Origin of the sequence: Microcoleus sp. Aus8_D2 (assembly GCF_036702665.1) — a bacterium.
Lineage (GTDB): Bacteria > Cyanobacteriota > Cyanobacteriia > Cyanobacteriales > Microcoleaceae > Microcoleus.
Genome location: NZ_JAUBUN010000050.1, coordinates 10,929 through 32,356, shown reverse-complemented (window position 1 = coordinate 32,356; position 21,428 = coordinate 10,929). Strand labels below are relative to the sequence as shown.

Sequence of the window (21,428 nt, the reverse complement as noted above, 5' to 3'; positions counted from 1 at the left end):
TTAGCAATTAATTTTCAACATTGATTGTTTTAGCACATTTGTCGATCGCCCACTTAGCCTGCAATATCTTAACATGGCAATTATTTACGGAATCCATCCAGTTGCACCCCAGAAAGACCGGATCGAGAAGATTACAAAAGCTCTCAAAGATGGGGCAGTGATGCTTTATCCCACAGATACAGTTTACGCGATCGGCTGCGATCTCAACTCCAAATCTGCCGTAGAACGAGTCAGGCGGATCAAGCAACTATCCAATGATAAGCCCTTAACCTTTCTGTGTTCCTCATTGTCAAATATCACCGAATATGCTGCCGTCACCGATGAAGCATACAGAATCATCAAGCGGTTAATCCCCGGGCCCTACACATTTCTGCTACCAGCTAGCAAGTTAGTGCCCAAATTGGTAATGAACCCAAAACGCAAAACCACGGGAATTCGCGTTCCCAACCACCCGCTTTGTTTTACACTGCTAGAATCTTTGGGAAATCCGATTATTTCCACATCTGCTCACATTACCACAGATGATGAAGGTGCAGCACCAGTGCCGGAATCTAAAGCAGAAAGCTTTGGCAAGGCTGAACTATTTGACTGTTTTTTAAAGTTAGTAGATATCATTGTCGATGATGATTCAGATCCGGGCTATCAAGTTTCTACCATTCTTGATTTAACAGAAAGCGAGCCGATTGTGGTTCGTCGCGGTTTGGGATGGGAAGCAGCCGCCGCTTGGGAAAAAGATTAAAATTGCAGGCTTCTTCCGCTCATCCATAAGTCCGCCGGGGGTTCAAAACCCCCGTCTCATAGCGAAAGTCCTCTTAAAGAGGACTGCTAAATATAGCGGTTATGCTGTTAAATTTAATTTATATATAGCGGTTCTCAAAAACATGAGGATAGCCCGGTTTGGCCTATGCCCGGTTTGGCCTATGCCTTATGCCCTATGCCCGGTTTGGCCTATGCCCGACATACCTCACCTTTTTGAGAAAGGCTATAAATCCTGTATTTTAACTGGTTCCAAGGCTCTGCCTGGGAACCTATATCCAGAGGCTCTGCCTCGCCTGGAAAAATGGAGGCTCTTCCTCCGGATCTGCGTTACCAGGCTAAGCCTGGTAACGAGTTGTGAGGTGAACCCACGGAGGTGGGTTTTGTTTGTATCGACGCGGTTTCAACCGCCCGGTATTCTATCCATTCTTCAACCCACGGAGGTGGGTTTTGTTTGTATCGACGCGGTTTCAACCGCCCGGTTGCCTAAAATTAATTAAACTTAAATAACCCGTAGGGACACAACACTGTTGTGTCCTCTATCTTGACAGGCGGCCTGTCAGAATCGCCACCTAACAAACCTGGGAAAACAAATTAAGCTTCTACCTTAACTCCTTTCCAAAAAGCAACATATCCTGCAATATTTTTAGCAGCATCTTTCGGAGTAGGATAGTACCAAGCAGCATCCTTATTGACTTGTCCGCCGACTTCAACACTGTAGTAACTAGCAACACCTTTCCAAGGGCAAGTAGTGTGAGTGCTGCTGTCCTTGAAATACTCGCGATTGATGGCATCCGCCGGGAAATAATAGTTGTTTTCTACAACTTCGCACTTATCGCTCTCGGCCAAAACGGCACCATTCCAAATTGCTTTCGGCATCGGTTTATCTGCTTAAATTGAGATTCTCAAATATTGTAACTGTATTTGTGCTCAAAAGACCTAGAATAAGGTAGAAGTCAACAACCAATTACTGCAAATGTCAGGGTCGAATCCGCCAACATCTCTCGCGCCCTCATCCCTCGAACAATCCCTCAAACATTTCTTTGGCTATGACTCTTTCCGCCCGGGGCAGCGGGAAATTGTCGAAGCTGCTCTCCAACAACGCGATATGATGATTGTCATGCCGACTGGCGGTGGCAAGTCTTTGTGCTTTCAATTACCGGCTTTGTTGAAACCGGGATTGACTGTGGTGGTTTCGCCGCTGATTGCCCTGATGCAAGACCAGGTGGAAGCTTTGCAGGATAATGGGATTGGGGCGACTTTTCTCAACAGCACTTTGAGCGCGATGGAAACCCGATCGCGCGAAACAGCAATTCTCGAAGGTAAAATTAAACTGCTGTACGTTGCCCCGGAACGGTTGCTGGGCGAGAGATTTTTACCGTTTTTAGATATAGTAGCAAGTAGATTGGGAATTTCGGCATTTGCGATCGACGAAGCCCACTGCGTTTCGGAATGGGGGCACGACTTTCGACCAGAATACAGGCAAATGCAGCGAGTGCGCGATCGATATCCCGACATCCCCATTATGGGACTAACCGCCACCGCCACCGAGCGCGTCCGCCAAGACATCATCCAGCAGCTAAACCTGCGAAATCCCTACATCCACGTCGCCAGCTTCAACCGCCCCAACCTATACTACGAAGTCCGCCAAAAAACCAAGCACAGTTTTGCCGAAGTCTTGCAAATCATCCAAAAAAAAGGCGGTTCAGGAATCATCTACTGCCTCAGCCGGAAAAAAGTTGACGAAGTTGCCTACAAATTGCAGCAAAGTGGCATCCAAGCCCTACCATACCATGCCGGAATGAGCGATGTAGATCGATCGACCAATCAAACCCGCTTCATTCGCGACGACGTGCAAATAATGGTAGCAACAGTCGCCTTCGGTATGGGAATCAACAAACCCGACGTAAGATTTGTAATTCACCACGACTTACCCAAAAACCTAGAAGGATACTATCAAGAATCCGGCCGCGCCGGCAGAGACAACGAACCATCCCACTGCACCTTATTTTTTGGATTCGGCGATGTCAAAACCATCGAATACATCATCGAACAAAAACCCGACGAACAAGAACAAAGAATAGCCCGCCAACAGTTAAGGCGAGTAATCAACTATGCAGAATCCAGCGATTGCCGCCGCACAGTCCAGCTAAGTTATTTCGGCGATTCATTTCCCGGCGATTGCGGCAACTGCGACAACTGTTGCAACAAAAAACCCGTAGAAGACTGGACGCTTGAAGCCATGAAATTTCTTTCCTGCATCGCCAGATGTCAAGAGAAATTCGGGATGAATCATATTATAGACGTGCTGCGGGGTTCAAAAAGTCAAAAAATATTGCAATACCAGCACAACCAACTTTCCACCTACGGCATTGGCAAAGATAGAAGTGCAGACGAGTGGAAAAAGTTAAGTCGTTCGCTGATCAACCAAGGTTTGTTAGACGAAAAAACAGACGGCTTTCCCATTTTAAAACTCAACGAGAAAAGTTGGGAAATCATGAAACGCCAGCGCACAGTCGAAATTGCCATTGAAGCGCCGCGAGAAGTACAGGGAAGAACTCGCTCTTTGGCAGTAGAAGTCGAAGGTTTATTTGCCATCCTGCGGACACTTCGCAAACAAATTGCCGACGAACAATTTGTACCGCCTTACGTAGTTTTTGCTGATAGAAGCTTGCGAGACATGGCAGAAAAACGCCCGCAAAATCTCACCGAATTTGAAGAAGTTTACGGCGTCGGCAGCAACAAACGAGATAAGTACGGCAAAGTTTTCTTAGAGGCAATTCAGGCTTTTTGCAAAGAACAAGGATTGCCAACAGGTGCAGCATCTTCTGCTGCCGCCAATCTTCCCACTCTTGCTAACGTTCCATCTTATTCGCAGATGCAAACCTGGGAATTGTACCGCCAAGGTTTGACAGTTCAAGGTATAGCCAATGCGCGGGGCATGAGTCCGACTACTATTGCGGGACATCTGGTAGAATTGATGGATATGGGCAAGGAAGTTGATCTAAATTTGTTGGTAGAATCGGAACGCCAGCAGGCTATTGTCCAAGCAATTGAAGTGATTGGAGATGAAAGGCTGAGAGCAATTTACGAGTATTTGCAAGAACGTTATACGTTTGAGGAAATTAAGTTTGTGCGCGCTTGGTGGCGGCAAAATTATGTCAGTTTTTAACCGCATATGTTGGCGGATTAACGCTGAGGGACGCCGATGATTAATGGATAGGAGGGGTAAATGAGAATTAAGAAAGTGAGAGGGAGAAATATTTAAATCAACGCGCCAACGATATTAGGCTTCTCTGCGCGCAGTGCGCAGCCTACACTTTTGAATTGTGCAATAAATAGTTCACCTCATTAGCCAGCCATTCGTTAAACATATTGTGCAATATTTCTTGATACCTTTCTGGGGTTAATTCCGCCGGGATAAACTTTTCAACCATGCACAAGTGATATCCTCCCTCGGTTTCAATTGGACGAATCACTTCTCCGGGTTTAGCGCCAAATACGGCGACGGCTAAGTCTGGTTTTAAACCCCACCGATAAACTTTGCCTTCGCAACCGCATAAATGCCGACGATTTTCGTCGATGTCGTAAAGGTGGGCGGCATCAAAAAAGCTGATTTCTCCTTCTTGAATTTCATAAAATATTTCTCGCGCAAGCTGTAGGTTGGCAACAATTATTTGATAAAAAATTATTTGATCGAATTGCAATTTGTTTTGCACGAAATTCTTTTCTACTTCTTTGGCAAATAAGTGTTCGGCTAGTTTTTGGGCGAGGAGCCGATCGCAAATTCCGGCCTCTAAGTCTTCTACGGAAATCATCTGATCCGCCAGCCAAGCAATCGTATCCGCCGCTTTTTCCAAACGCTTCTCGCGCCGCAGCTTGTCGCCTGCAACTTGAATTTCTGCGGGAGTGACACTTAACCCCCGTTCCTCGGCTGCTTTGTCAATAACTTTTTTCTGCAAAACTTTTTGACAAAATGGCTTTAATTGCAGCTCTTGTCTGAGTAGTTCGGTGATTTCAGTTGATTCAACCAATGGCTGGGACAAGTCTTTCATCTTTCTCTCTCAAGCTATATAAGTTTATTAAGCTCCTCCCCCTCAGCTTCCTGCGGGGGAGTTCGCGTTAACGGTTAACGGTTAGCTAAAATATGTTATGCAAGCAAACTCATAAAATCAGCATTGCTCAAAGTTGTTGCACCCGCTGCGTTAACTGTTCCCAAAACAACGGCTAAAATTCGATCGCCATTATTTGAACTAAACTTGACCAGAGTCGCGTCTGCCGTACCGTTACTGTCAGTATCAAACGCGACGAGTACAATGTCTCTGGCAGAAACTCCCCCTGTCAGACCAATTTTATCACCTTCAGCGGCATGGAAATCAACGACTCGATCTGCTAAAAATGGATTAGTCGCAGAACTCGCGCTCTCACGTCTAAATCCAAAGGTATCAGCGCTGCTACCTCCAATCAATGTATCGGTGCCTAATTCGCCACAAAGAAAATCGTCGCCGTTGCCGCCAATCAGCAAATCTTGACCTCTTCCTCCCCGCAAAGTGTCGTTGCCATCGCCTCCTTCGATCGTATCATCACCTCCGTCACCTTTGACAATATCATCGCCGCCTCCTGCAAAAACTCGATCGAACCCGCTACCGCAAGTAATCACATCGCTGCCGCTGGTGCCGAGCCAATATCCGCCGCCGTTGAGATAGTCGTAAGTGACAGTTAATTCCGCAGGATTGTTGGCTGGGGCGGTAACTTTTGGAGCTGGCGTTGTGTCTAGTATTGGTGCTGCTGGGGCCGAAGCTAGCGAATATCCGCCGCCGTTGAGATAGTCGTAAGTGACAGTTAATTCCGCAGGATTGTTGGCTGGGGCGGTAACTTTTGGAGCTGGGGTTGTGTCTAGTATTGGCGATCCTGTGGCCCAAGCTGTGGCGCTACTGGTTGGGGGCGCGAGTGTAGAAGCACTCGCTGACGCGCTGCCACTGCTAGATGTAGCCCCCGCAGCGTAAGCAGTCTCACTGCTGCTACTGCTTCCCGTCGGGGAAGTCGCTGTCACGCTGCTGCTACTGCCCGCACCGCTGCTATTTGCAAAGGAACTGAAATTGCCGGAAATGCTGCTGCTCGCACCGCTGCTGTCTCCTAACGGTGCAAGTGTTGGCGCAGGTATTGGCGCAAGTGTTGGTGCAAGTGTTGGCGCAGGTATTGGCGCAGGTGCTGCTGCTGGAACCCAAGCTATGCCGCTAGTGGTTGGGGGCGCGAGTGTAGAAGCACTCGCTGACGCGCTGCCACTGCTAGATGTAGCCCCCGCAGCGTAAGCAGTCTCACTGCTGCTACTGCTTCCCGTCGGGGAAGTCGCTGTCACGCTGCTGCTACTGCCCGCACCGCTGCTATTTGCAAAGGAACTGAAATTGCCGGAAATGCTGCTGCTCGCACCAGGGTTATTCGTCGCCAACGAATTCAAGGTGTTTAAAATATTGCTGTTTCCAACAATATTATTTAAGCTCTGAGGAGCTAATGAATCTAAGGAAGGCATAGCGATTTATCTCCTTTTACCTGTAGGGCTGTCCAGCCTGATTTTTAGTGAATTTGATTTAGCCATCATAATCATCATCAAAACGCCTTTGAAAATTTGCAACGAACCTGACTCTCGCCGGCACTGTAGCAGTTTTCAATTGGGTGAGTATATAGCCTGACAATTACCTTTTTTCCCATTACCATTTCTGATTCAACTGCCAACCGCGATCGCAAATCATTAGGGCTGACCGATACAGATGAACAAAGATCTGCTATGGTTCAAGGACACAGAATAACTGTTTCCAGTGCCAGCGTAAGAGTTAGCTGTAGCTGAGGCTTCAGTAAAAGCCATATAAGGGCGAACATAGACCTTGGTGTAAGTGTTAACCAGAGTCGAGGTATTTTCGCCAATAGCAACAGCATTAGCATCAGCACTACCAAATCCATAGGTGGCAAAAGTGTGAGCGCTACCAGTCGCGATCGTAGAACCAGCACCTACAAGCTTGCTCGATCCTAAAACTGCCTCTACATAATCTAAATTATCAATAATCATGTTTTTTTTTCCGGCATAATTTTTACTTGCTGCTTAACTGATGTCATACCATTTTTCACAACTTATGCAACAGTATTCGTAGGTGCGGAGCCATTCTTTAATCCCTAAATTAACTTGAAAAGCTCATGCATCCGCAACTTACACAAGAGTCTAGGAAACAAACCCAACAATTTTTGTGTAGCACGATTTTTGATAAATGGTATTAGAAAGCGAGCCAGCCAACGCCATTAAGTATGTTGGCACAGTTCAAAACAGCTATGTAAAGTTTGGCAAGCATTTGTTACTTACCTATCTAGAGTTCAATCCAGCAATTATTGCATTGCTTGACATAGCTGGGTTTCTGACTGCTTGTCTGGGCTATTGTTAGTAACAGTAGCAGCTCAAACCAGAACTGGCCGCGATCGCAGTGCCGCTAGAGGAAGAGCTGCCTGGTGTGTTCTCTGCATTGTTGAAGGTATGAGTCATAGTCCCAGAACCTAGGGCTAACACGCCAGATTTAGCAGCCGCAGGGCGGTACTACTACTACTGGTACATAACATGGAGGTGGGGTGTAGCAGCCGCCGTATCCCTTCGGCTCGTGAGACTTGTCCTCTTTGTCGTGTTTGTCGTGTTTGTCTTTGTCTTCGTGTTCGTCTTTGCAGCCACTACCACCGAGGACGCTGGTTGCTTCGGAAACGAATTCGACATAGTTCAGGTCTGATAAAATCATGATTTTTGTGCTTTTAATTTAGTGGTCGATCGCAGCAATCTTGTTTGCTTTCGATGTGCCTAATATATCTAGATTAATTAGAGCTATGTTGCCAATTTGGCAGATTTGTTGGCAAAGAAAGTTTAAATGTAACTTCATAAATATGTTAACTCTTGGCTCGCAAACTACAGAATATATCTCTACTATTCCTGGAGGAGTCACCTGGGTTTGATGGACGAGAATACTTGCTTTTAGGCCTCGACAAAAGTTGAAAAACCCGGCTGACGAGAGTATTGAATGCGTCCAAGGCAGTCTGCATTTAAACACAAAAATCAGCCTCGTTTTATACTTGATGAACGAGACTGGTATTAGATTTTAGTATTGGGATCGATCGATCGCCTGTACAGACAAACACTGCTCTGGCTAAACAGCATGAATTGCCGATCGCTTGGTCTTTTTTGAGTCGCCAACAAATTATCAGGTACGATCGCACAACAGTGTTGCCATTTTGGCAGAAAACTCCCTTTCACCCGATCGCCCGCAGCAAGTCAACCAAAAACACGTACACTCAACGCTCACAACCGGGTGATCGATCGACTAATTTACTTTCCCGCACAATTAAACCAGCCCGTCTTAAATCCAGCAAAAAATCCTGGATTTGGAACATCAACCCCGGGCGCCGAGATATTTAAACCTGCGCCGCCGAGTTGGGCGACAAAACCTGCGGTATCTGAGTGCAACTCGCTCAAAGCCTCAATTGCACAACCACCTCGAACTCCGGCTCGTTTTTCCCTCGCCACTTCCACATAATCTAAATCCGCAATTTTGCTCAGCACCGACTGAGTTTCCGATTTCCTCGTTTGGGTATTTTCCTTAAGCAAGCGGTTAGAAGTGCGGTAGGGAATATAGTCGAGAGGGTTGTAACCCGTGCACCGCAAAAGTAAAAAACAAGCCCAAGAATACTTTCCTGCCAAAATCGCTGAAATTATCTCATCCAATTGTTCGGGTTTGATTCCAACTTGGGAATGATTGGCAGAATGGTGAAATTGCGAATTCATGGTTTTATCCTGTTTTGTGTAAATTAGTTGGCTGTTGACTCTTGAGTGGAGAGGGGAAGAGGGGGAGAGGGGGAGAGGGGGAGAATTGTGCTTGCTCCCTCGAACTAATAACTAATGACTACTGACGTTGGACGTTCGCTCGGGGGGGGACAGCACTATGACAACTGACAACTGACAACTGACAACTGACAACTGACAACTGTCAACTGTCAACTGACTACAAACTCATGCCGCCTTTTTGTAGTTGCTTGAGCGGATCGAGCAAAACGTCAGCTATGGAGCGCTGGCGGATGACAATTTCCGCACTAGCTGTCTGGCCCGCTTTGAGTTTCCAGGTTTGATTGTTGGCTTTAACTGAGTCTCGATCGAGACTCACTTCCACCCGGTAAAAAACACCCAATCGCTCGTCTGTTTTGGCATCCGGCGAAATCGATACAACTTTTCCCGGCATCACGCCGTAATTTTGATAGGGAAAAGCATCGAATTTGACTTGTACCGGCATTCCGGTTTTGACAAAACCCGCTTCTCGGTTCGGTAAACTGACTTCCAGCACTAGCGGAGCCTGATTCGGAGTCATTTCTGCAATAGTTTGACCCGGTTGCACGACTTCGCCGGTGTTGCGAATGTTGAGCGCGGAAATCACTCCGCTGACCGGTGCGTAGAGAAATCTTTGTTTGAGCTTATTTTTGGCTTGAGCGAGCATGGTTTGGGTTTCGGCAATTTTGGATTTGATTTGATTTAATTCCATTTCCAACTGCTGAACTTTTTGCTCTTTTTGTAACTGTATTTCCCGCGCTGCGGCTTGTTTGCTGGCGGCTTCGGCTTGCAGCCGATCGACTTCTGCCATTTGTTCGGTTAATTGGCCTTCCATTTTGCCGATCGAATTAATGCGATCGCGCACACCTTGCTCGACTTCAAACAGCCTTTCCTTAACCTGAGTTGTCTCAGAAAGTTGACTCCTGATCGCAGCACTTTGCCTGTCGCGCACGGTTTGCTCGACTTCAAATGCTCGATCGTCAGCCTGAGTTTTCTCCCCCAACTGGCTTCTAATCAAGGCATTTTCGCTTTCCCGCAGAGCTTCTTCAGCTTGAAACAAAACATCTTTTGACAGCGCTCCCTCATCTACCAAAGGTTTGAGCCGCCCTACCCGCTCTTTGTGAGCCGCCACTTTTGCTTGCAATTGTCCCAGCAACTCTTGAGTGATATTTTGCAGCGGTTTTACCCGATCGCGCCTAGTCTCTTGAGAAGTGATATCAGTTTTCAGTTGCGACAACAGATTTTGTGCCTGCTTTTCCAGAGGTTTGAGCTGTTCCTGCCGCGCTTTCTGAGACACTACATCTGCGTGCAATTGCTCGATTTGAGACTGCGTGGTGGCCGCTGAAGCGCGAGCTCGGTCGATCGCAGCTTGGGCCCCTCGCTTGTCCGCCGCAGCAATCGCGAGGCTCGCTTCAGCTTCCAGTCGAGTTCTCTCGATCGAACTAATCTGCTGCACCAATTGAATCCGATCGGCCCCCAGCATTTGATCGAGACGATCCACCTCGCTCCTAGCCGTTTCCGGGTCTAATTCCGCCACTAATTGTCCAGCTTGGATTTTTTGACCTTCTTTGATCGCGAGGTTGATAATTTTTCCCGTCTCCGTCGGATGAATTTTGTAAACAGCACCTTTGGGAACTAATTTGCCCTGAGCGTGACCAACTTGGTCAATTTTGCCCAAAGTTGCCCACGCTCCAAAAGCTGCAAAAAAAACCATTCCTCCTAAGATCAACCGCTGGGGAAAAGATACTGGCGGCTGGTCGAGTACCGAGTGCAAAGAAGTAGACCAATTATCAGCATCAGGCTGCCGGAACTTTCCAATATTTATACCGTCATTAGTTTGAGAAGAGCGATTTTTGGCTTCGACTACTTCTAAAGAGCGGTCTTTTTTTCTGGCTTCGTTTTCTTGCCTTAAAGCTACGCCCCCATAGATTTCACCTATCTCGTCAGGAGCGGCGCTTAATTCTGTGCTATCTTGTGAAACCATGATAGTTACTCCTAATTGGTAATTGGTAATTGGCAATTGGTAATCGGCAATTGGTAATTGGCAATTGGTAATCGGTCATTGGCAATCGGTAATTGGCAATCGGTCATTGGCAATCAGTCATTGGCAATCGGTCATTGGCAATTGGAAATTATCTCATTTCTTGTGTTGGTTGCTAATGACGGCAGGACGGCAGGACTACTGTTCGCTCGGGGGGGACAGCACTAATGTCAAGCGGTCAACTGACAACAGTCAACTGACAACTGACTTTAAAGATCGAGCTGTTGCTGAGCGAGGTGATAGTAAAGTCCGCGTTCGGCCATCAATTGGTCGTGGTTGCCTTGTTCAGCTAAAATGCCTTTGTCTAGAACCAAAATGCGATCGGCACTGCGCACCGTAGACAACCGGTGAGCGATGATAAACACAGTGCGATCGCGGCCGATGCGAGCCAGATTTTGCTGGAACCTGCGCTCCGACTCGGTATCCAGCGAAGAAGTTGCTTCGTCCAAAATCAAAACTCGGGGATCGCCCAACAGAGCACGGGCGATCGCAATTCGCTGCCGCTGGCCCCCAGACAAACTCGTTCCCCTCTCCCCCACAGGAGTTTGATACCCCAGCGGCATATCTTGAATAAAAGCGTGAGCTTCTGCTAACTTCGCCACTTCTATCGCCTGTTCCAAACTTGCAGAATCAGCATCCTTTCCGTTTTTATACAGGGTAATATTTTCCAAAATCGTTCCCGAAAACAAGAAACAATCTTGAGGAACAACACCCAACTGAATTCGCAGCGAGTTTGGAGAAATGTGGCGAATATCGTGGCCGTCGATAGTCAGCCGCCCTTTTTCAGGATAATAGAAACCTTGCAGCAGCTTCACCAAAGTGCTCTTACCGGAACCGCTGCGCCCGACAATTGCCACCGTTTCTCCAGCTTGCACCTCAAAGCAAAGATTTTGCAGCGTATTGCGTTCCTCATCCTGAGAATAGCGGAAAGAAACATTCTCAAACTTGACACTTCCCTGAATGCGAGGCAGCACCAGCATTGGTGTGTAAGGACTTTCTTCAGGTTCGGCCGAGAATACATCATCCAAACGCTCTATCGAAACCAGCACTTCTTGAAACTCATCCCAAAGTCCCACCACCGAAAGCACAGGAGAAATTACGCTCCCAATCATCATATTAAAAGCCACAAATTGACCGATCGTCAACTCATCTTGAATCACCAGCATTACCCCGTACCACAGCAAAACCGTGCTGCCCACAGTATTAATCGTACCCCCAACTACCTGCAAAGAATTCCCCAACTTCTGCCCCCGAAATTTAGTATTAATCAAGAAGGTTAATTGGTCTTCCCAGCGCCAGCGCATTTCTCGCTCAGCAGCAGTTGCCTTAATCGTCGCCACCCCAGTAATCATCTCCACCAAAGATGAACTTTGCTTAGCACCAGCGTTAAAAATATCCCGCGACACTTGGCGCAGAAACGGAGTTGCAACTACAGTCAAAATCACAATCGGCGGAATCAAAGCCAGCACCAACAAAGCCAGACGCCAGTTATAGTAAACCATCAGTCCGATGTAAACCACAGCCATCAAAGCATCCAACCAAGCAGTCATAGCTCGGCGAGTCAAAAACGACTGAATTTTTTGATTTTCCTGAACCCGAGTCAAGATATCGCCCACCTGACGAGATTCAAAAAACTTGATCGGCAAACTGAGAGTATGACTGATAAAGCCGCTAATTAAAGTCACGTCAATCCGGTTCGACAAATAATCCAGCAAATACTGTCTCGTTGCCCCCAACAGCGACCGCCAAATACTAAACATCAGCAGTCCGATCACGAAAACGTTCAGAGTTACCATGCTTTTGCTGACAACTACTTGGTCGAGAATTACTTGGGTAAATAGGGGACTAACTAGGCCAAAAATTTGGAGCAAAAAAGATAGTACCAGGATTTGGATCATCGTAGCGCGGTAGGGCCAGATTATGCCAAGAAAATTTTGAATTTTGATGCCTTTATGTTCGGCACTGTGATTGCGGTATAGTTCCGCTGTCGGATCTAAAACTAGGGCGTACCCAGTCCAATTTTCGGTAAAATTTTTAATACTCATCCACCGCTTGCCCGCCGCCGGATCGGCAACTAAAACCTGTTGATTTTTAAAGCGGTAAACTGCAACGTAGTGATTGCCTTGCCAGTGAGCGATCCAGGGATTTTGATTGCGGAGCGGAGTTAAAGAAGCTCGCACGGGACGGGTTTGAAATCCCATGCTTTCCGCTGCTTTTGCCAGATTTTTGAGCGAGGCACCGCTGCGGCCAACTTCTGCCAGTTCGCGCAAGTAATTCAGACTGAATTTCTTACCCCAATATTCGCTAATCATAGCTAAGCAGGTGGCGCCGCAATCTGCTGCGCTCTGTTGTTCAATGAAGGGGTATCCGGTGCTAAACCAGCGGCGCCGCTTGGGTTTGGGAAAGCCAATGATTCCGGTTGCCTGTTTTTTCCGATCGACTGCCGTTAATTTTGATGGCTCACTTTTTGAGGTGGACGTGGCATCTTTTAGCGGCGTTACTAAGCTTAAAATCGGAGGTTTGCGGATATTTTTAGGGCGGGAATTGCTGTCGGAAACAATTGTGGATGAGGCGATTTCCCACTGTTCGGCGCCAAGCTGGTAAATTAGCAGGTCTGTTGCAGCTTTCCAGTCGCTCGGTACGTCTGAATGCCCCCAGTTACTGCCGATAATTGGCGCTGCTTGACCTTGAATTGTGCCGCTGCGGAGCCAAAAATGATTGGTGGTTTTTTTGCAGTACCCAGCGAGGGAAACTCCGGCAGTAATTCGACTTTCTTCTAGGTAAGGAAGTAACTGCGGCCACAGAAGTTGTTGTTGGTGGGAAGGGAGCGATCGCAAATCTGTTTGCGTCTTGAAAAATATTAACTGCTGCCGCTGTTGGAATTCTTGCTGCAAGTGCTGTTGCAGTTGGGGGAATTCCTCTAAAATAACCTGCAATTTGGCGCAGTTAATTCGAGCGATTTGGCAAGTACCGGCCGCAACTGCCTTGTAAGGCAGTCCGCTGTCAATAAATAGGTTGTCTGTCCCAAACACTGCTCCGAGTTCCAGTACCACCGCCGAAACTTCGTGCTGTTGAGACGCTTCTACCGCTAGCAGCCTGACTCTTCCCTGGCAAACTAAATAAAAATTGCGATCGCTCTGTGCTTTTTCAACTAAATTGTTTGTACTATCTGGTATTTGATATTGGGTGATTTCATCTCCGAGCTGAAACTCGCAAATTTCACAGGCTGTATTTAATTTGGCAAATAATGTCTGTTCTGCACCGATTTCTTCCAATAGTTTCTGAAGAGCTGGATCGGTTGGCAATGAGGCTTGGGAGCGATCGACGTAATTCTGTACCCCTAAAGTTTTTTTCATTGATTTCCCTGCTTTCCCTGTTGAATTATTCTGTGATTTTTTGGTAACAAATATTAACCAAATTATGTCATTTCTGGGTTGTTATACTACAACTTAGCAGGCTTAAAAAGCTCTTTGAGTTGTGCGGCGAAAACCCGTTATTTCCAACATTTTTGATTTGAAAAGACAATTTTGGGGATTTCGGAATGCGTTTTTTTCGGTCAATTCTGGTTATTGCGTAAGTGTTGTTTTTGCTGTCTCCAATCATAGCTTACAAGATGGCTAGTATGGCTACAGTCAAAGGGTCAGCTTTACAGAGTCTTTATAATTTAGCGGTAGTGTCCGCAGAATTGTGAAGTTACTGTGAAGTTAATTCGGTATGGCTTGTGCCTGAGACTCGTGAATACACGTAGATACCTTAATTAAACATTAAAACCTTTCAATTATCGATAATTTGTGCATTGCAGAAGAATTAATGTAAAGAAATATTGCTGATTTGTAGCAGGAATTAAACGAATTAATTGAGAATTGAGCCTGGGTATTTATAGGGATTAAAGCCAAGAAGTTGGAGTTCTAATTCAGGGGGAAACTAATCGCTGGGGCACCAACTTTGCAGCGGACGAAGAAACTGGGTTTTTTATTAAAACCTCTCAGGGAGCCCGATCGCCAAGAAACACGGTGGTTAAGCTGATGCTTAATCTAGGCTTGCAGCCTCTTCTCATATCTCACATGGGTTCTATAAAGCGATCGCCCTCTCTCGATCGTAAAATAATACATCTTAAGAATGTTGACAAACTTGAGAATGTGTGTGTGTTAAATCTCAAATTTCTGTGAAACTAGCTATTAGTCCGATCGCCCTTAAATCGCATACAGTCATATAATCCAGACTATAATATCAACTTGATATAAATGCTTGAATTATCAGCCTTAGGACTGCTACAGTGGCAACCCCTGCACGGCTATCGGCTAAAGCAACAACTGGAGCTATTTATGAGCAGTTGCATCAGCGTCAACTACGGAGCAATTTACCCACTTCTGAAACGCTTGCAAGAGCGAGGCGAGATTTCGGTAATTGCCGAAGCTGCCGGAGATGCCGGCAACCCGCGCAAAATCTACGAAATTACAGCCCTAGGGCGCGATCGCTGGCGAGAAAAAATGCTCGAACACCCTCAAGAAAGCTGGGTTAACAGTCGATCGCGCTTCCAAATCAAATTTTTCTTTTTTGGTGACTTAGAACCCCAAGAAAGAATCAAGTTGCTCGAACAACGCTTGAGAGTCTGTTACCTGCGCCAAGACTATCTAGAAAGCCAACAAGCTGAACATGACAATGCTGTTGACTCGTATCAAGCAGCATCCTGGCAAAGGTGTACAGACACCCTCCAGTTAGAAATTCAGTGGTTGACAGAGCAACTAGCCCAAGAGCAAAGCGCGATCGGTTCGTAGTGCGGAATTCATTCCGCTCTGAAATTGCGGACGCTCAGTCCGCACGCTCGATCGGTGTTTGTTTGTAGTGCGGAATTCATTCCGCTCTGAAACTGCGGACGCTCAGTCCGCACGCTCGATCGGTATTTGTTTGTAGTGCGGAATTCATTCCGCTCTGAAACTGCGGACGCTCAGTCCGCACGCTCGATCGGTGAATCCGCCGACTCCCAGGCAAAATCCCTCCAACGGAGCTATTTAAGTGAGTCATAAGGAGGATTTATAGTCCTTCGTGCACGTGATAAATTTTGAGGGCTTGCAAACAACTTCCTACAAATAATCGCCGCCAGGCTTGGCTGACGCCAATCACACTACAGCCAAGCACATCTCCCCCATTAAAAAATCTACTTTCTAGATTGCCTTCTGTTTGAGGGCTTGTCCTTATTCCACTGGTATGAGCGGGGGAGCGAAGATTGGCCCTAACTCTACGTAAGTCAGGTGTTAAAAAAATCTAACTGGTGCTGCCAATGAGTTATTCTAAATCCCCAGAATCCGTCGTTGAAACTGAAGAGCAAAAATCTACTACACCGGAACTGCACCCAATCGATGCAGATAGCTATCAACCCCAGGATTTTCCCGCCGTTCCCGATCGCCCCCGCCCTGTTAAACGGCGATCGCGCTGGCCCCTAATTGCTGCGATCGCGATCGTCACAGCAGGCGCAGGTTACGGCTTGTACTCGTGGCAATTGAGTCACAATCGCGCGCCACAAGCAGCAGCAGCCCAACCCAAAGCCACACCAGTCAAGCTCGCAACCGTTGCAACCAGCTCTGTTCAAGATACCTCGGAATTTGTCAGCAGCTTGGAGGCAAAACGTTCGGTACAAATCAAACCGGAAACAGAAGGGCTAGTCACGCAGATTTTTGTCAAATCCGGAGATGCGATCGACCAAGGACAAGCCATCGCCCGGATCAAAAGCGACAGCGCCGAAGCTCAATTAAGACAATCCCAAGCCAATTTGAGGGCTGCTGAATCGAATTTAGCCGAATTGCAAGCCGGAAGCAGGCCAGAAGAAATCGCCCAAGCTCAAGCCCAAGTCGCCCAAGCAATCGCCAACCTAGCTCAACTGCGATCGGGAAATCGGCCAGAACAAATTGGCCAAGCTCAAGCCCAAGTCGCCCAAGCAATCGCCAACCTAGCCGACGCCCAAAGCGGCAGTCTTTTAGAAGAGATCGCCCAAGCCAGAGCGCAAATAGAAGCCAGCAAAGCCCAAGCACAATTAGCCAGCCAGCAGTTGGCCAGATATCAGGCTTTGGCACAAGAAGGCGCCGAGTCACAAAACACGCTCCAGCAATACATCCAAAAACAAACCAGCGCCCAAGCCAACCTTCTAGAAGCTCAAAGGCGTTTGGAACAACGGCAAAAAAACAGGCAAACCCAGATCCAGCAGCGCACAGCAGCCTTGCAACAGCAGCGGGAAGCTTTGCGGCAACAGCAAAACGGCGCGCGCCCAGAAGAAATAGCCGCATCCGAAGCCGAAGTCGCCCAAGCCAAGGCCAGATTAGCCCAGTTAGCCAACGGTACCCGCCAAGAGCAGATCGATCGAGCCCAAGCGCAAGTTGCCCAGGCTGCTGCTCAAGCCCGCGGCTTTGAAATCCAACTGCAAGAAACTGCTGTCATCGCGCCCTTCGCCGGAGTCATCGGCGACATACCAGTGAAAGTCGGCGATTACTTGAAAAAAGGCGACCCGATCGCTACTTTGACAGAGAACAAATTGCTCGACTTGCGGTTATCAATTCCTTTAGAGCGTCAGCCTCAATTGCGGTTGGGGCTGCCAGTAGAAATGCTGGACGATCGAGGAAAGGCGATCGCGATCGGTCAAATCAGTTTTATCTCCCCAAACGTCAGCGCCAATTCCCAAACAATCTTAGCTAAAGCCACATTTCCCAATCCCAACGGCGAACTGCTCAACCTCCAATTTGTCAAAGCCAAAGTCATCTGGAAAGAGCAGCCGGGAATTTTAGTTCCCGTCATCGCAGTCACCCGCTTGGGCGGTCAAACCTTTGTCTTCACAGCTCAAAAGCCGGAACAGCAAAAACCAGGAATGCCACCTTTAATCGCGCGGCAAAAACCAGTGAAATTAGGCACCATTCAGGGGAACAATTATCAAGTTATCGAAGGTTTGCAAGCCGGAGAAAAAGTCATTGTGGCAGGCATTCTCAACTTGACAGACGGCGCTCCGATTACAGCTCAAGAGCCAACAGTTGGGGGAGCTGATAAATTACCAACGAGTGCAAAAAATTAAGGTATGAATCCAATACGCGATTGTCAACGCTTGTTTGTCCGCAGCCAGTTAATATTAACCCCAATAAAAAAGGTTCGTAGTGCGTCCTGGCGTCCGCTCTCAGCCCCAAGAGCCAATGGAGCACTATACAGGATAGTACCGTATTAAGTCTAAATCAGGATTTATATCGTGTCAGATCGATTAACCGTAGTAAGAATATTAGTTCGTAGTGCGGACGCCAGGACGCAGCATGAAAGCGGACGCCAGGACGCACTACAGTAAGAATATTAGTTCGTAGTGTGGACTTCAGTCCGCAGCATGAAAGCGGACTCGCATTCCGCACTACAGTAAGAATATTAGTTCGTAGTGTGGACTTCAGTCCGCAGCATGAAAGCGGACGCCAGGACGCACTACGAACCTTTTTTTTATGGTAATCGACAGGACATGATATTACCAATTACCAATTACCAATTACCCAAATAATGTTTGCAGATTTCTTTATCAAACGGCCCGTCTTTGCTAGCGTCTGCGCCTTAATTATCATTTTGGTAGGCGCTATCAGCATTCCCACACTGCCGATCGAACGCTTCCCCGACATCAGTCCCACGCAAATTAGCGTCACAGCCAACTATAGCGGGGCGAGTGCCGAAATTGTCGAAAATGCCGTTACGAACATCCTAGAGAGGCAAATCAACGGCGTAGAAGGGCTAAAATACCTGACTTCTAGCAGCAGTAATGATGGCACCAGCACCATTACGGCCACCTTTGAACCCTCGCGCAACAAAGATGTTGCCGCCGTCGATGTCCAAAATCGAGTCGCAGTCGCCGAACCGCAACTACCAGATACGGTACAGCGCACGGGTGTCAGAGTTACTAAACAATCTAGCAGTCTCTTGCTGGCGATCGGCTTATTTACCGAAAAAAAACAATACGACACCACATTTTTAAGCAACTACGCCGACTTGTATTTAACAGATGCTCTCAAGCGGATTAAAGGTGTTGGCGACGTGCGAATTTTTGGGGAACGCCGCTATGCTATGCGCCTGTGGATCGACCCCAATAAGTTAGCAGCTCGCGGTTTGACAATGCAAGATATAACGAGAGCGCTTAACGAACAAAACTTACAAGTTGGTGCTGGGAGAGTTGGTCAAGAACCCGCTCCCGACGGGCAAATGTATCAAATTGATTTACGGGCAGAAAGCCGTCTGAAAGAACCAGCAGAATTTGAAGAAATTGTTCTCAAAACAGAAGCCAATGGTACCATAGTTAAGTTAAAAGAAGTCGGCAAAGCAGAGCTGGGAGCAGAGAACTACAACTCTTTTCTGCGATTTCGAGGCAATGATGCTGTAGGTTTGGGGATTTATCAATTGCCGGGAAGCAATGCTTTGAATGTGGCTCATGCCGTCAAAGCCGAAATGGAAAAACTCGCTACAAGTTTTCCTCCTGGGTTGATACATCGAGTCGCGCTAGATACGACTTTGTTTGTCGAAGAGTCGATGGCAGAAGTAGTCAAGACGCTATTTGAATCAGTCCTGCTAGTGGTGATAGTAATTTTTGTTTTCTTGCAAGACTGGCGGACTACTATTATCCCCGCGATCGCGATTCCGATTTCTTTGATTGGAACCTTTGCTTTTATCAAGATTTTCGGATTTACAATTAACAGCTTATCTCTGTTTGGTCTCACCTTAGCGACGGGGTTGGTGGTGGATGACGCCATTATCGTGGTAGAAAATATCGATCGCCTGATCCGCCAAGGGATGAATCCCCGCCAAGCTGCTTCCGAGTCAATGCGGGAGCTTTTTAGTGCTGTAATTGCGACTTCCTTAGTGTTGATGGCCGTGTTCGTACCCGTGGCATTTTTTCCCGGAACTACGGGAGCGCTTTACAAACAATTTGCGCTGACAATTGCCTTTTCGGTAACGCTTTCTACGTTTATTGCGATTTCCCTGACACCCTCACTTTCGGCTCTTTTGCTGCGGCGGGGGCAGAAGTTTGGCGGCCCGTTGGGTTGGATATTCGATCGCGTTAATGCCGTCATTGATTGGACGCGCCGGCAATATCGCGAGTTTTTGATATTTTTAGTAGGAATTAAAACACTTGTAACTCTGGTGTTCATCGCTTCTCTGGGAGTCACAGCTTGGCTTTATCTATCAGTGCCCACGGCATTTATCCCGGAAGAAGATCAGGGCTATTTTCTGACAATTATTCAAGGCCCCCAAGGAGTTTCGCTGCAATATACTCGCAAAGTGATGGATGAAGTTGAACAAGAAATTCTGAAACTTCCCGAGGTTGTCGGAACTTTCTCTGTGGGTGGCTTTGGTTTTAGCGGTAGCACTTCTAATCAGGGTATTATCTTTACGACGCTTAAATCCTGGAGCGAACGTCACGGAGAAGGTCAAACTGTACAAGCGATTATTGGTAAGTTGCGAGGTCAGCTTGGGGCGATTCCAGAAGCGAGAATTTTCCCCGTGAATCCGCCCGCAATTCAAGGTTTAGGTCAATTTGGAGGCTTCCAATTTCAATTGCAAGATCGCAAAGGTAACAGCGGTTTAGATGCTCTGGTTCAGGCGATGGGTGGGATTTTGAAGCAGGCGAATCAGACGCCGGGATTGCAGGCGGTGTTTAGTACGTTTGCTGCGAATACGCCTCAGTTAATTGTGGAAGTTGACCGCAATCGGGCTAAGGCTTTGGATATTTCTCTTAGTGATATCTTCAGTACGCTACAAACAGCTCTGGGTTCGCAGTATGTAAACGATTTTACTCTCCAGCAGCGCAATTATCGGGTGTACGTGCAAGCAGATAAACAGTTCCGTGCTAATCCTGAAGATATTGGTAAATTGTATGTCCGCTCTGCAAAGAATGAAATGATTTCTTTGAGCAATTTGGTGAAGCTGACTCCGGTGGTGGGAGCCCAAACTGTCAACCACTACAATTTATTTAGGTCAATTGAAATTAATGGCTCTCCGGCTCCGGGTGCGAGTTCTGGACAGGCGATTAAATCGATGGAAAAGGTGTCGGCTCAAGTTTTACCAGCAGGTTTTGGCTATGAATGGTCGGGGAGTTCTTTAGAAGAAATTGAGTCTGGGGGTCAAGCGCCGATTATTTTTGGTTTGGGGCTGGTTTTTGTGTTCTTGGTTTTGGCTGCTCAGTACGAAAATTATGTCGATCCTTTTATTATTTTGCTGTCGGTTCCTCTGGCGATTTTAGGTGCGCTTTTGGCTCAGTCGTTGCGGGGTTTGGCGAATGATGTTTATTGCCAAATTGGTTTGGTGATGTTGATTGGATTGTCGAGTAAAAATGCGATTTTAATCGTGGAGTTTGCTAACCAGTTGCGGGAGCGGGGATATCCAATTGCTAAGGCAGCAGTTGAGGCTTCTCAAGAGCGTTTGCGACCGATTTTGATGACTTCTTTGGCGTTTGTTTTGGGAATTTTGCCTTTGGTTAATCCAGAAGGTGCAGGTGCGGCCAGCCGCCGATCGCTCGGGAATGCGATCGCGGGGGGGATGGTTGTTTCTACTGTCTTGAGTTTGTTTTTGGTGCCGGTGCTGTATGTGGTGATTGTCTCGGCTCGCGATCGCTTTACAAAACGCGATCGCCCGCAACATCCGCCCCACGATGATGACACAAGTTTGGATGGGAAAACTGCTCCCCGCTCAGAGGTTGAGCGCGATCGAGTAGCGCCGCTTTAACCGCCCGATCGGCCATGAGAGGAGTGTTCCAAATGGTGAAGGGAATCACGCAGCAAACAA

General features: G+C 47.3%; 15 protein-coding genes. 6 read left to right on the top strand and 9 right to left on the bottom strand.

Going from position 1 to position 21,428, the window contains the following annotated elements; genetic code table 11:
* Positions 1 to 73 precede the first annotated feature (73 nt).
* The gene (locus tag QUB64_RS27880) at positions 74 to 739 is read left to right on the top strand and encodes an L-threonylcarbamoyladenylate synthase (protein WP_333276917.1); all 666 of its coding nucleotides are present in this window, start codon (positions 74 to 76) and stop codon (positions 737 to 739) included.
* Positions 740 to 1,350: 611 nt separating this feature from the next.
* Here the strand turns inward: QUB64_RS27880 and QUB64_RS27875 are convergent.
* Positions 1,351 to 1,635, bottom strand: a complete 285-nt coding sequence (locus tag QUB64_RS27875; protein ID WP_333276915.1) for a DUF427 domain-containing protein — start codon at positions 1,633 to 1,635, stop codon at positions 1,351 to 1,353.
* A 97-nt stretch (positions 1,636 to 1,732) separates the two neighbouring features.
* Between QUB64_RS27875 and recQ the strand changes: the two genes are divergently transcribed.
* Positions 1,733 to 3,928 carry a DNA helicase RecQ gene (gene recQ / locus QUB64_RS27870; protein WP_333276913.1) on the top strand — a complete coding sequence of 732 codons (2,196 nt, stop codon included), beginning with the start codon at positions 1,733 to 1,735 and terminating at the stop codon, positions 3,926 to 3,928.
* Between the two features lie 142 nt (positions 3,929 to 4,070).
* Here recQ and QUB64_RS27865 read toward each other — a convergent pair whose 3' ends face one another.
* The 3 genes from QUB64_RS27865 to QUB64_RS27855 form a co-directional block, all read right to left on the bottom strand.
* A complete protein-coding gene (locus tag QUB64_RS27865) occupies positions 4,071 to 4,811 on the bottom strand; it encodes a peptidylprolyl isomerase (RefSeq protein WP_333276911.1) in 741 nt (246 codons plus the stop codon).
* A gap of 95 nt (positions 4,812 to 4,906) precedes the next feature.
* The gene (locus tag QUB64_RS27860) at positions 4,907 to 6,286 is read right to left on the bottom strand and encodes a calcium-binding protein (protein WP_333276909.1); all 1,380 of its coding nucleotides are present in this window, start codon (positions 6,284 to 6,286) and stop codon (positions 4,907 to 4,909) included.
* 219 nt (positions 6,287 to 6,505) lie between these two features.
* Positions 6,506 to 6,820, bottom strand: a complete 315-nt coding sequence (locus QUB64_RS27855) for a hypothetical protein (protein ID WP_333276907.1) — start codon at positions 6,818 to 6,820, stop codon at positions 6,506 to 6,508.
* 196 nt (positions 6,821 to 7,016) lie between these two features.
* On the opposite strand from QUB64_RS27855, the gene QUB64_RS27850 reads away from it, so the two are divergent.
* Positions 7,017 to 7,187 carry a hypothetical protein gene (locus QUB64_RS27850; RefSeq protein ID WP_333276905.1) on the top strand — a complete coding sequence of 57 codons (171 nt, stop codon included), beginning with the start codon at positions 7,017 to 7,019 and terminating at the stop codon, positions 7,185 to 7,187.
* Between the two features lie 129 nt (positions 7,188 to 7,316).
* Here QUB64_RS27850 and QUB64_RS27845 read toward each other — a convergent pair whose 3' ends face one another.
* From QUB64_RS27845 to QUB64_RS27825, 5 genes are all read right to left on the bottom strand, one after another.
* Positions 7,317 to 7,529 carry a hypothetical protein gene (locus QUB64_RS27845; RefSeq protein WP_333276903.1) on the bottom strand — a complete coding sequence of 71 codons (213 nt, stop codon included), beginning with the start codon at positions 7,527 to 7,529 and terminating at the stop codon, positions 7,317 to 7,319.
* Between the two features lie 347 nt (positions 7,530 to 7,876).
* Positions 7,877 to 8,038 (bottom strand): hypothetical protein, encoded by a 162-nt coding sequence (locus QUB64_RS27840; RefSeq protein WP_333276901.1) that lies wholly within the window; start codon positions 8,036 to 8,038, stop codon positions 7,877 to 7,879.
* A gap of 72 nt (positions 8,039 to 8,110) precedes the next feature.
* The gene (locus tag QUB64_RS27835; protein ID WP_333276899.1) at positions 8,111 to 8,566 is read right to left on the bottom strand and encodes a HetP family heterocyst commitment protein; all 456 of its coding nucleotides are present in this window, start codon (positions 8,564 to 8,566) and stop codon (positions 8,111 to 8,113) included.
* Between the two features lie 217 nt (positions 8,567 to 8,783).
* Positions 8,784 to 10,586: an HlyD family efflux transporter periplasmic adaptor subunit gene (locus QUB64_RS27830; RefSeq protein WP_333276897.1), complete on the bottom strand. Its 1,803-nt coding sequence runs from the start codon at positions 10,584 to 10,586 to the stop codon at positions 8,784 to 8,786.
* 266 nt (positions 10,587 to 10,852) lie between these two features.
* Complete coding sequence (locus QUB64_RS27825; RefSeq protein WP_333276895.1) at positions 10,853 to 13,999, bottom strand: ABC transporter transmembrane domain-containing protein; 3,147 nt, start codon at positions 13,997 to 13,999, stop codon at positions 10,853 to 10,855.
* A gap of 888 nt (positions 14,000 to 14,887) precedes the next feature.
* Between QUB64_RS27825 and QUB64_RS27820 the strand changes: the two genes are divergently transcribed.
* The 3 genes from QUB64_RS27820 to QUB64_RS27810 all read left to right on the top strand — a co-directional run bounded on the left by QUB64_RS27820 (position 14,888) and on the right by QUB64_RS27810 (position 21,368).
* On the top strand, positions 14,888 to 15,421 hold the full coding sequence (locus QUB64_RS27820; protein ID WP_333276893.1) for a PadR family transcriptional regulator: 534 nt from the start codon (positions 14,888 to 14,890) through the stop codon (positions 15,419 to 15,421).
* A 503-nt stretch (positions 15,422 to 15,924) separates the two neighbouring features.
* On the top strand, positions 15,925 to 17,700 hold the full coding sequence (locus QUB64_RS27815) for an efflux RND transporter periplasmic adaptor subunit (protein ID WP_333276891.1): 1,776 nt from the start codon (positions 15,925 to 15,927) through the stop codon (positions 17,698 to 17,700).
* A 461-nt stretch (positions 17,701 to 18,161) separates the two neighbouring features.
* Positions 18,162 to 21,368 (top strand): efflux RND transporter permease subunit, encoded by a 3,207-nt coding sequence (locus QUB64_RS27810; RefSeq protein WP_333276888.1) that lies wholly within the window; start codon positions 18,162 to 18,164, stop codon positions 21,366 to 21,368.
* The last annotated feature ends 60 nt before the right edge of the window (positions 21,369 to 21,428 follow it).

What these genes read in the sequence shown, in the direction of transcription:
- QUB64_RS27815 (WP_333276891.1), top strand. Translation starts at nt 15,925, where the DNA reads ATGAGTTATTCTAAATCCCCAGAATCCGTCGTTGAAACTGAAGAGCAA.
- QUB64_RS27880 (WP_333276917.1), top strand. Translation starts at nt 74, where the DNA reads ATGGCAATTATTTACGGAATCCATCCAGTTGCACCCCAGAAAGACCGG.
- QUB64_RS27860 (WP_333276909.1), bottom strand. Translation starts at nt 6,286, where the DNA reads ATGCCTTCCTTAGATTCATTAGCTCCTCAGAGCTTAAATAATATTGTT.
- QUB64_RS27855 (WP_333276907.1), bottom strand. Translation starts at nt 6,820, where the DNA reads ATGATTATTGATAATTTAGATTATGTAGAGGCAGTTTTAGGATCGAGC.
- QUB64_RS27865 (WP_333276911.1), bottom strand. Translation starts at nt 4,811, where the DNA reads ATGAAAGACTTGTCCCAGCCATTGGTTGAATCAACTGAAATCACCGAA.
- QUB64_RS27810 (WP_333276888.1), top strand. Translation starts at nt 18,162, where the DNA reads ATGTTTGCAGATTTCTTTATCAAACGGCCCGTCTTTGCTAGCGTCTGC.
- recQ (WP_333276913.1), top strand. Translation starts at nt 1,733, where the DNA reads ATGTCAGGGTCGAATCCGCCAACATCTCTCGCGCCCTCATCCCTCGAA.
- QUB64_RS27825 (WP_333276895.1), bottom strand. Translation starts at nt 13,999, where the DNA reads ATGAAAAAAACTTTAGGGGTACAGAATTACGTCGATCGCTCCCAAGCC.
- QUB64_RS27835 (WP_333276899.1), bottom strand. Translation starts at nt 8,566, where the DNA reads ATGAATTCGCAATTTCACCATTCTGCCAATCATTCCCAAGTTGGAATC.
- QUB64_RS27820 (WP_333276893.1), top strand. Translation starts at nt 14,888, where the DNA reads ATGCTTGAATTATCAGCCTTAGGACTGCTACAGTGGCAACCCCTGCAC.
- QUB64_RS27875 (WP_333276915.1), bottom strand. Translation starts at nt 1,635, where the DNA reads ATGCCGAAAGCAATTTGGAATGGTGCCGTTTTGGCCGAGAGCGATAAG.
- QUB64_RS27830 (WP_333276897.1), bottom strand. Translation starts at nt 10,586, where the DNA reads ATGGTTTCACAAGATAGCACAGAATTAAGCGCCGCTCCTGACGAGATA.
- QUB64_RS27845 (WP_333276903.1), bottom strand. Translation starts at nt 7,529, where the DNA reads ATGATTTTATCAGACCTGAACTATGTCGAATTCGTTTCCGAAGCAACC.
- QUB64_RS27850 (WP_333276905.1), top strand. Translation starts at nt 7,017, where the DNA reads ATGGTATTAGAAAGCGAGCCAGCCAACGCCATTAAGTATGTTGGCACA.